Genomic DNA, 10,991 nt, shown 5'->3' with positions numbered 1-10,991 from the left:
TCGAGGTCAAAAATGCGCGTGTGTCTTTAACAGGTGAGAAAACCAAGCCCATGAAACTGGCTGAAGTGACCTCCATCAATGTCAATCGAACCAAGACAGAGATGGAGGAATTCAACCGTGTACTTGGAGGCGGAGTGGTACCAGGAAGTCTCGTCCTCATAGGTGGGGATCCTGGAATTGGGAAATCAACCCTTCTCCTACAAGTCTCAACCCAGTTGTCCCAAGTGGGGACTGTTCTCTACGTCAGTGGGGAGGAGTCTGCTCAGCAAATCAAGCTACGAGCAGAGCGCTTGGGTGATATTGATAGTGAGTTTTATCTTTATGCAGAGACCAATATGCAGAGTGTTCGTGCTGAGGTGGAGCGTATCCAACCAGACTTTCTCATTATTGACTCCATCCAGACTATTATGTCTCCTGAGATTTCAGGGGTGCAGGGCTCTGTTTCTCAGGTGCGTGAGGTGACGGCTGAACTTATGCAGCTGGCTAAAACCAATAACATTGCCATCTTTATCGTAGGTCATGTGACCAAGGAAGGAACATTAGCTGGGCCGCGTATGTTGGAGCATATGGTGGATACGGTGCTTTACTTTGAAGGGGAGCGTCACCATACCTTCCGTATTCTGAGAGCGGTCAAAAATCGTTTTGGCTCCACTAATGAGATTGGAATTTTTGAGATGCAGTCGGGCGGATTGGTTGAGGTACTCAATCCGAGTCAAGTTTTCCTAGAAGAGCGTTTGGATGGAGCAACTGGTTCATCAATCGTTGTGACCATGGAAGGGACGCGTCCTATTCTTGCAGAAGTGCAGGCCTTGGTAACACCGACCATGTTTGGAAATGCCAAGCGTACGACGACAGGACTTGATTTTAATCGTGCTAGTCTGATTATGGCCGTTTTGGAAAAACGGGCAGGGCTTCTCTTGCAAAATCAGGATGCCTATCTCAAATCTGCTGGCGGTGTCAAATTGGATGAACCTGCGATAGACTTGGCTGTTGCAGTTGCTATTGCTTCGAGCTATAAAGACAAGCCAACTAATCCTCAGGAATGTTTTGTAGGAGAACTTGGTTTGACAGGAGAGATTCGGCGCGTGAATCGTATTGAGCAACGCATCAACGAAGCTGCTAAACTGGGCTTTACTAAGATTTATGTACCTAAGAATTCCTTGACAGGAATCACTCCGCCCAAGGAAATTCAGGTCATTGGCGTGACAACGATTCAGGAAGTTTTGAAAAAGGTCTTTGCATAATCCGTGACAAATTCTCTTAAAAATGATAAGATAGGAGAAATATTTGACTATCAAATTTTCAAGGAGGGAATCGTGTCGTATTTTGAACAGTTTATGCAAGCTAATCAGGCTTATGTTGCCTTACATGGGCAGTTAAATCTGCCACTTAAACCCAAAACAAGAGTAGCTATTGTGACCTGTATGGACTCTCGTCTGCACGTTGCACAAGCTCTGGGCTTGGCACTTGGGGATGCTCATATCTTGCGGAATGCAGGTGGTCGAGTGACTGAAGACATGATTCGTTCGCTAGTTATTTCCCAGCAACAAATGGGGACAAGAGAGATTGTGGTATTGCACCATACAGACTGTGGTGCTCAGACCTTTGAAAATGAACCTTTTCAGGAGTATTTAAAAGAGGAATTAGGTGTAGATGTGTCAGACCAGGACTTCTTGCCCTTCCAAGATATAGAAGAGAGTGTACGCGAGGATATGCAACTGCTTATCGAGTCTCCCCTAATACCAGACGATGTCACTATCTTTGGTGCCATTTACAATGTTGATACAGGAAGTATGACAGTCGTAGAATTATAAATACTTCATTTAGAAAGAAAGTGTATGAAGAAAAGCAGTATTTTATTTATTTTTATTTTATTGCTATGTATTGGTTTACAGTATGAAACCATCTACTATACGGACGGTTCGAGGTCAGGTGCGGAATATGGACTAATGGGAGTTTCTATCTTTCTAGCTCTCTTTTACATGATTCCGGCTCTTTATTTTCTCTTCCGTATTGGGAAAAAATGGGAATTGCCAAAGAAGGTTTTGATTCTGTCTTTATTGGGAGGGATGTTCCTTTCAGGCTGGTTGTCTAGCTTTGCGAATACCTATATCCATGATTTGCTGGGTATGCTTTTTCCAGATAGTACATTTTTAAATGCCTTTGAAAGTGCTATTGTGGCTCCTTTGGTAGAAGAACCCTTGAAATTATTGCCACTTGTTTTTGTTTTGGCTTTGATTCCTGTGCGAAAATTAAAATCTTTGTTTTTACTTGGAATTGCTTCCGGTTTGGGATTCCAAATGATTGAGGATATTGGTTATATTCGTACGGATTTGCCAGAGGGCTTTGACTTTACTATTTCGCGAATTTTAGAGCGTATCATCTCAGGAATTGCCTCTCACTGGACTTTTTCAGGTCTAGCTGTAGTAGGTGTTTACTTGCTTTACAGAGCCTATAAAGGACAGAAGGTTGGCAAGAAACAGGGCCTTATTTTTCTAGGTTTAGCCTTGGGAACTCACTTCTTGTTTAACTCTCCTTTTGTGGAGTTGGAAACAGAGTTGCCTTTAGCGATTCCAGTGGTTACGGCTATTGCTCTCTATGGTTTTTATCATGCTTATTGCTTTGTTGAGAAACACAATGAGTTGATGACCTAGAATATTTTTCAAAAGAATGATGCAAGGGTACAAATATGGTGCCCTTCTTTTATTTTTGATTGAAAAATAGTGCAAAAAGCGCTACAATGGTAGATGGAAAATCTTGTGAAAAGCACAAGTTATACATATATACCGGAGGAAATCATGTCTTTTTCTGATTTAAAGCTGTTTGCCCTTTCTTCTAATAAAGAATTGGCAGAACGTGTGGCGCAGGAGATTGGGATAGAGTTGGGGAAATCAAGTGTTCGCCAATTTTCAGATGGAGAGATTCAGGTCAACATTGAAGAATCAATCCGTGGGAAACACGTCTTTATCCTACAATCAACTAGTTCGCCTGTAAATGACAATCTGCTTGAAATTTTGATTATGGTAGATGCTTTGAAGCGTGCGAGTGCAGAATCTGTCAATGTTGTCATGCCTTACTATGGGTATGCACGTCAGGATAGAAAGGCGAGAGCGCGTGAGCCAATCACTTCAAAACTTGTCGCAAATATGCTTGAAGTAGCTGGAGTGGATCGTTTATTGACCATCGACTTGCATGCTGCGCAAATTCAAGGATTCTTTGATATTCCTGTGGATCATTTGATGGGTGCTCCTCTGATTGCAGATTATTTTGAGCGTCGTGGTATGGTTGGTTCTGACTATGTGGTTGTCAGCCCGGACCATGGAGGGGTGACTCGTGCTCGTAAGTTGGCAGAATTTTTGAAAACATCTATCGCTATTATTGATAAACGTCGTAGCGTTGATAAGATGAATACTAGTGAAGTTATGAACATCATCGGTAAGGTTGAAGGCAAGACTTGTATCTTGATTGATGATATGATTGATACCGCTGGAACGATTTGTCATGCGGCAGATGCTCTTGCGGAAGCTGGTGCTGTTGAAGTCTATGCAAGCTGTACGCACCCAGTTCTTTCTGGTCCTGCTACGGACAATATCCAAAAATCAGCTATTAAGAAATTGGTTGTTTTGGATACTATCTATCTGCCAGAAGAGCGTTTGATTGATAAGATTGAGCAGATTTCAATCGCTCATCTTCTAGGGGATGCTATCGTACGTATTCATGAAAAACGACCACTTTCTCCACTTTTCGGTATTGAGAAAAAAATTTAATGACCAAGCCTGAGATGGTTCTCAGGTTTTTTCGTCTTTTTTCCGAATAAATATAGTCAATTGAAACAAGAACAAGACAAAAGAGCCTCGTAAAAGGTATTGCAACTTGGTAATACCTTTTTGAGATGCTTTTTGATATGAGCCCATGTCTTCTCAATAGGATTGTACTCAGGTGAGTAGGGAGGAAGGGGTAAAAGTTTATGCCCAAACTCTTCACACAAGAATTCTATTCTAGCTATTCTATTGGAATCTTGCATTATCCATAATAATAACTGAGGGTGTATTTAATGTCGGTAAGAGAAATTTCTGAAAGCAAGCTTCAAAAAAGTCGCTCGTCATTGTTTCTTGGTAAGTTATTGGAGCGATTAACTCACCATTTGTTAGCCCTGCAACCAAAGAAATCCCCTGATATCTTCTTCCAGAGACTTTACCTCCTATTAACTGACCTTTTGATGAGCAACCATATTCTCGATAAAAGTAAGTATCGAATCCTGTTTCATCAATATAAACAGGTGCTAAGTGCTTTAAACTATTAAAATTCTTAAGAAATAAGGATACTTTTTCTGGGTCTTGTTCATAGTAGGTGTGGTTCTTTTTTTCGAGTGTACCCCATAAATTTGAGCGCATAGTGGATAGTAGTTGGATGACAGCCAAATTCAGAAGCTATTTCAGTCAAATAAGCGTCTGGATTGTCAGTAAGATAGTTTTTAAGTCTATCTTTATCAACTTTTCTTGGTTTTGTTCCTTTTACTTGATGGTTTAGCTCTTCTGTTCCCTCTTTTAGCCTTAACCAGCCATAAATGGTATTACGTGAGATTTGGAAAACCTGTGATGCTTTTGTTATACTACCTGTTCGCTCACAATAGCCGAGAACTTTTTTACGAAAATCTATTGAATATGCCATAAGAAGATTATACAACATTGTGTACTGTTTTTGGTTCATTTTACTATAGATAGAAGCAGTGAATCTAGCAAACCTAGATTTAAAAATGTGCTATAATGAAAGGAGAGAAAGAATGATTCTAAGACATCCGGGCATTAGCTCAACCAATGATTTGGACGCTAAGAAAATTTTCAGCAATCCAGAAATCACTTGTCAATTTATTCGCGATATGCTGGATTTACCAGCAAAAAATGTGACCATTTTGGAAGGAAGTAACATTCACGTCTTGCCTTCTCTGCCCTATTAAGCACAAGATTTCTATACCAGTATTGATGTCTTGGTGGAGTTGGATAATGGAACCCAAGTAATCATTGAAATTCAAGTTCATCATCAGAATTTTTTCATCAATCTCCTGTGGGCTTACTTGTGCAGTCAGGTCAATCAAAATCTAGAAAAAATTCGCCAATAAGAAGGAAACGCTCACCAAAGTTATAAACACATCGCATCAGTATACGCAATAGCTATTGTGGATAGTAATTACTTTCAGGATGATTAAGCTTTTCATAGCTTTAGTATGCGAGAGGGAACGACAGGTGAAGTCTTAACCATCACAAACAATGGACAGGAAAACCATCTAGTCAAGATGGTATTCTTGGAATTAAAAAATACAGAGAAACCAGCAAGGATAGCGTTCGCAAGCCATGGTTGGAGTTTTTCGGGAATAAACCCTTTACCCAGCGCCCCGAGCGAGCCATCAGCCAAGCAGACCAACTGCTAGATTACAAGAGCTGGTCCGAGGAGGACAGGAAAATGTTTAGTCAACTACGTATGCGTGAAGAACAAGCCTTACTCGCTCATGACTATGCATTGGAACAAGCGGAGGAAAAAGACTTAGAGCGTGGTCGTGCAGAGGGGCTTGAACAGGGACTGGAGCGTGGTCTTGAACGTGGACGAGCTGAAGGGATTGAACAAGGGCGAGAAGAAGGCTTGGAACGTGGGAAACTTTTTGCCTTTCTGGATATGGTTCGCCAAGGACTTCTGACTTCCGAGGTTGCCAGCCATCAGCTGGGTATGAGCGTCGCTGAGTTTGAGTCCTTGCTATGAGGTCACATTTTTTTAATTTAATATAGTAGAAAGTTAATGAAATGGCGAGTTATTTCTAAAATACTTGTCATTTTTGCTTGACATTTGGAAGGGGGATAGGATAATACCATAGAAGTGAGTTCTGTCCAACTATCGATATGGATTAGATATGTGAAGTTTGACTCAAAGTTTAAGAAATTTGTGAGATTTTCACTTGGGAGATACGGTATTTGAAGGGTATTTCATCTCACAAAGGTGTTTTTTCAACCTTTTTTGAAAAAAATGAAAGCTCTTCTAGGCATAAGAAAACACCTCTGTGTTATACTTGTTGTTCAACCACAAACACAAGAAAGGCACAGAGATGCAAGACAATTATACTACAAAAGCCAAACAAAAGAAGGAAAATCAAATAGAGAAATTGCCTCTTTGCTTGGAAAAGCTCCTCAAACTATCCACACTGAAATCAAGCGTGAGACAGTCTGACAATGTCTTGGAAAAGGGCGCTTCAAAGAGGTTTATTCTACCGACTATGCTCAACAGTCTTATGAAAACAATCGCAGGCGCTCGGTCAAGAAATCAAGCTTAACCAAAGAACTAAAGGAAAAGATTCTCTACTATCATAATCAAAAGTTTTCTCCTGAAATGATGGTTATGGCTAAAGGGGTTAACGTGGGAATTTCAACCATTTACTATTGGATTCATCATGGAAAATTGGGATTAATACTAGACTAAAATCAAAAAGCATTATATAATAGTAATATGAAATCAACTAAAGAAGAAATCCAAACAATCAAAACACTTTTAAAAGACTCTCGTACAGCTAAATATCATAAACGCCTTCAAATCGTTCTATTTCGTCTGATGGGTAAATCTTATAAAGAGATTATAGAGCTTTTAGACTGTAATCAAACAACGATTTGGCCAACTGTAAAAAAATATGAGGAGTTCGGACTCGACTCTCTCCTTCAAGAAACACGTGGTGGTCGTAACCATGCATATATGACAATTGAGGAAGAGAAAGCCTTTCTTGCCCGTCATTTGAAGGCTGCAGAGGCAGGAGAATTTGTTACAATTGATGCCTTATTTCAGGCTTATACAAAGGAGTTAGGTTCTTCCTACACACGTGATACCTTCTATCAACTCTTGAAGCACCATGGTTGGCGAAATATTAGGCCACGTCCAGCACATCCCAAGAAAGTAGACTCTCAAACCATTGTCGCGTCTAAAAATAAAATCTCAATTCAAGAAGAAAAGAAAGTGCTTTAAAACCAGGAGACCTTTTCGTAAGGTTCGCTTGATGTACCAAGATGAGTCTGGTTTCGGTAGAATCAGTAAACTGGGATCTTGTTGGGCTTCAATAGGAGTAGGTCCACATGTCCATAGTCACTATATACGAGAATTTTGCTATTGTTATGGAGCTGTTGATGCCCATACAGGCGAATCATTTTTCTTAATCGCTGGTGGATGTCATACTGAGTGGATTAACGTCTTTTTAGAAGAGCTTTCACAAGCTTATCCAGATGATTATCTTTTACTCGTTATGGACAATGCCATATGGCATAAATCAAGTACCTTAAAGATTCCGACTAATATTGGCTTTACCTTTATTCCTCCATACACACCAGAGATGAACCCCATTGAACAAGTGTGGAAAGAGATTCGTAAACGTGGATTTAAGAATAAAGCCTTTCGAACTTTGGAAGATGTCATGAATCAACTTCAAGATGTTATACAAGGACTGGAGAAGGAGGTGATAAAGTCCATCGTTAATCGGAGATGGACTAGAATGCTTTTTTGGCATAAATGAACAATTTTATTTTTCAGAATATATCAAATATAACAAATAACTCTTAAAATTCAGAAAATTCTATTGACAGGACTTGAAAAAGAGTCTATAATGAATAAAAAACAAAGGAGAATACTATGAAAACAAGAAAAGTATTGGCTCTTGCGGGAGTAACCTTATTAGCAGCTGGTGTTTTAGCTGCTTGTTCTGGGGGTTCAGGTGCTCAAGGTGAAAAAACCTTTGCATTTACTTACGAGACACATCCAGATAATCTCAACTATTTGACAACTGGTAAGGCAGCAACTTCTGAGATTACTAGTAATGTGATTGATGGATTGCTTGAAAATGATAAATACGGGAACCTTGTTCCTTCATTGGCAGAAGACTGGTCAGTTTCTAAGGATGGCTTGACTTATACTTATAAGATTCGTCAGGATGCCAAGTGGTATACATCTGAGGGAGAAGAGTACGCTCCTGTTAAGGCTCAGGACTTTGTAACAGGACTTAAATATGCAACAGATAAGAAAGCAGAAGCCCTTTACTTGGTACAGGATTCAATCAAAGGTCTGGATGCCTATGCCAAAGGTGAAATCACAGACTTCACTCAAGTCGGGATTAAAGCCCTTGACGACCAAACAATCCAATACACCTTGAACAAACCTGAAAGTTTTTGGAATTCCAAAACAACAATGGGTGTGCTTGCGCCAGTTAATGAAGAGTTTTTGAATTCAAAAGGGGATGATTTTGCCAAAGCTACGGATCCAAGTAGTCTCTTGTATAACGGTCCTTATTTGTTGAAATCCATTGTGACCAAATCTTCCGTTGAATTTGCGAAAAATCCGAACTATTGGGATAAGGACAATGTGCATATTGACAAAGTTAAATTGTCATTCTGGGATGGGCAAGATACCAGCAAACCAGCAGAAAACTTTAAAGATGGTAGCCTTACAGCAGCTCGTCTTTATCCAACAAGTGCAAGTTTCGCAGAGCTTGAGAAGAGTATGAAAGACAATATCGTCTATACTCAACAAGACTCTACGACTTATCTAGTAGGGACAAATATTGACCGTCAATCTTATAAATACACATCTAAGACTAGCGAAGAACAAAAGACATCTACTAAAAAGGCTCTCTTAAATAAGGATTTCCGTCAGGCTATTGCCTTTGGATTTGACCGTACAGCCTATGCCGCTCAGTTGAATGGAGAAACTGGAGCAAGCAAAATCTTGCGCAATCTCTTTGTGCCACCAACATTTGTTCAAGCAGATGGGAAAAACTTTGGCGATATGGTCAAAGAAAAATTAGTAACCTATGGGGATGAATGGAAGGATGTTAATCTGGCCGATTCACAAGATGGTCTCTACAATCCAGAAAAAGCCAAGGCTGAATTTGCCAAGGCTAAGTCCGCTTTACAAGCAGAAGGTGTGACTTTCCCAATTCACCTAGATATGCCTGTTGACCAGACAGCAACGACAAAAGTTCAACGTGTCCAATCTATGAAACAATCCTTGGAAGCAACTTTAGGAACTGATAATGTCGTTATTGATATCCAACAATTGCAAAAAGATGAATTGCTTAATGTAACTTTATTTGCTGAAAATGCTGCTGGCGAAGACTGGGATTTATCAGATAATGTCGGTTGGGGTCCTGATTTTGCCGATCCATCAACCTACCTTGATATTATCAAACCTTCTGTAGGAGAAAGTACTAAAACATATTTAGGATTTGACTCAGGGGAAGATAATGTAGCTGCTAAAAAAGTAGGTCTATATGACTACGAAAAATTGGTTACTGAAGCTGGTGATGAGGCTACAGATGTTGCTAAACGCTATGATAAATACGCTTCAGCCCAAGCTTGGCTGACAGATAGTGCTTTGATTATTCCAACTACATCTCGTACAGGGCGTCCAATCTTGTCTAAGATGGTACCATTTACAATACCATTTGCATTGTCAGGAAATAAAGGTACAAGCGACCCAGTCTTGTATAAATACCTTGAAATTCAAGACAAGGCAGTTACTGCAGATGAATACCAAAAAGCTCAAGAAAAATGGATGAAAGAAAAAGCAGAATCCAATAAAAAAGCGCAAGAAGAACTTGCAAAACATGTGAAATAAAATAAAAAGAGACTGAGTCAAAAGTCCTAAAAATCAGAAAAACGCATAGTATCAGGTGTTGATGTACTGCACCCCAAAAGTTAGACAGACAAAATCTAACTTTTGGGGTGTTTTTATTATGAAATTAACTCATGATGATAAAGTTCAGATCTATGAACTTAGAAAACAAGGATATAGCTTAGAGAAGCTTTCAAATAAATTTGGGATAAACAATTCTAATATTAGGTACATGATTAAATTGATTGATCGTTACGGAATAGAGTTCGTCAAAAAAGGAAAAAATCGTTACTATTCTCCTGATTTAAAACAAGAAATGATTCATAAAGTCTTACATGAAGGCTGGACTAAAGATAGAGTTTCTCTTGAATACGGCCTCCCAAGTCGTACGATACTTCTTAATTGACTAGCACAATACAAGAAAAACGGGTATACTATTGTTGAGAAAATAAGAGGGAGAGTACCTAAAATGGGACGTAAGCCAAAAAAGAGACCTGAAGAGAGAACAGAATTAGAACGTCTTCAAGCAGAAAATGAGTACCTGAGAGCGGAGAATGCCATCCTAAAAAAGTTAAGAGAACTCCGATTGAAGGAGGAAAAAGAGAAAGAAGAAAGACAGAAATTGTTCAAGAATTAATGACTGATTTTTCGTTAGATATTCTTCTAAAAGCCATTAAATTAGCTCGTTCGACCTACTACTATCACTTGAAACAGCTAGACAAACTAGATAAGAATCAAGAGCTTAAAGCTGAAATTCAATCCATTTTTATCGAACATAAGGGAAATTATGGTTATCGTCGGATTCATTTAGAACTAAGAAATCGTGGTTATCTGGTAAATCATAAAAGAGTTCAACGCTTGATGAAAGTACTCAATTTACAAGCTAAAATGCGACAGAAACGAAAATATTCTTCTCATAAAGGAGATGTGGGTAAGAAGGCAGAGAATCTCATTCAACGTCAATTTGAAGGCTCTAAAACAATGGAAAAGTGCTACACAGATGTGACAGAATTTGCCATTCCAGCAAGTACTCAAAAGCTTTACTTATCACCAGTTTTAGATGGCTTTAATAGTGAAATTATCGCCTATAATCTTTCAACTTCACCCAACTTAGAACAAGTACAAACAATGTTGGAACAGGCATTCAAAGAGAAGCGCTATGAGAATACGATTCTCCATAGTGACCAAGGCTGGCAATATCAACACGATTCTTATCATCGGTTCCTAGAGAGTAAGGGAATTCAAGCATCCATGTCACGCAAGGGCAACAGCCCAGACAACGGTATGATGGAGTCCTTCTTTGGGATTCTGAAATCGGAAATGTTTTACGGTTATGAGAAGTCGTTTCAGTCGCTTAA

At 39.4% G+C, this 10,991-nt stretch carries 6 protein-coding genes and 4 pseudogenes; 9 read left to right on the top strand and 1 reads right to left on the bottom strand.

Going from position 1 to position 10,991, the window contains the following annotated elements:
- From radA to QMQ21_RS18805, 4 genes are all read left to right on the top strand, one after another.
- The coding region (gene radA, locus QMQ21_RS18820; RefSeq protein WP_261814962.1) for a DNA repair protein RadA at nt 1-1,244 on the top strand (1,244 nt) is incomplete at its 5' end.
- A gap of 72 nt (nt 1,245-1,316) precedes the next feature.
- Nucleotides 1,317-1,814, top strand: a complete 498-nt coding sequence (locus tag QMQ21_RS18815; RefSeq protein ID WP_007285146.1) for a beta-class carbonic anhydrase — start codon at nt 1,317-1,319, stop codon at nt 1,812-1,814.
- A 24-nt stretch (nt 1,815-1,838) separates the two neighbouring features.
- Nucleotides 1,839-2,654, top strand: coding sequence for a PrsW family intramembrane metalloprotease (locus QMQ21_RS18810; RefSeq protein ID WP_000749767.1), 816 nt, complete (start codon nt 1,839-1,841; stop codon nt 2,652-2,654).
- A gap of 144 nt (nt 2,655-2,798) precedes the next feature.
- Complete coding sequence (locus QMQ21_RS18805) at nt 2,799-3,767, top strand: ribose-phosphate diphosphokinase (RefSeq protein WP_000010164.1); 969 nt, start codon at nt 2,799-2,801, stop codon at nt 3,765-3,767.
- 56 nt (nt 3,768-3,823) lie between these two features.
- Here the strand turns inward: QMQ21_RS18805 and QMQ21_RS18800 are convergent.
- Nucleotides 3,824-4,671 (bottom strand): annotated as a pseudogene (locus tag QMQ21_RS18800) (IS630 family transposase).
- 112 nt (nt 4,672-4,783) lie between these two features.
- Between QMQ21_RS18800 and QMQ21_RS18795 the strand changes: the two are divergent.
- The 5 genes and pseudogenes from QMQ21_RS18795 to QMQ21_RS18775 form a co-directional block, all read left to right on the top strand.
- Nucleotides 4,784-5,754, top strand: a pseudogene (locus tag QMQ21_RS18795) (PD-(D/E)XK nuclease family transposase).
- Between the two features lie 340 nt (nt 5,755-6,094).
- Nucleotides 6,095-6,453, top strand: a pseudogene (locus tag QMQ21_RS18790) (helix-turn-helix domain-containing protein); the annotation flags it as partial.
- A 39-nt stretch (nt 6,454-6,492) separates the two neighbouring features.
- Nucleotides 6,493-7,540 (top strand): IS630 family transposase gene (locus QMQ21_RS18785; RefSeq protein ID WP_261814961.1). Its coding sequence is split into 2 segments (ribosomal slippage): nt 6,493-6,995 and nt 6,994-7,540, totalling 1,050 coding nucleotides; the frame shifts between segments, so codons are not numbered across the junction.
- Between the two features lie 116 nt (nt 7,541-7,656).
- Entirely contained in the window at nt 7,657-9,636 is a 1,980-nt protein-coding gene (locus tag QMQ21_RS18780) for a peptide ABC transporter substrate-binding protein (protein ID WP_138699941.1), read from the top strand.
- A 118-nt stretch (nt 9,637-9,754) separates the two neighbouring features.
- Nucleotides 9,755-10,991, top strand: a pseudogene (locus QMQ21_RS18775) (IS3 family transposase); the annotation flags it as partial.

This window comes from Streptococcus bouchesdurhonensis (assembly GCF_948472335.1).
The sequence above is the reverse complement of the archived record's forward strand: the minus strand, read 5'-3'. Positions and strand labels throughout refer to the sequence as shown.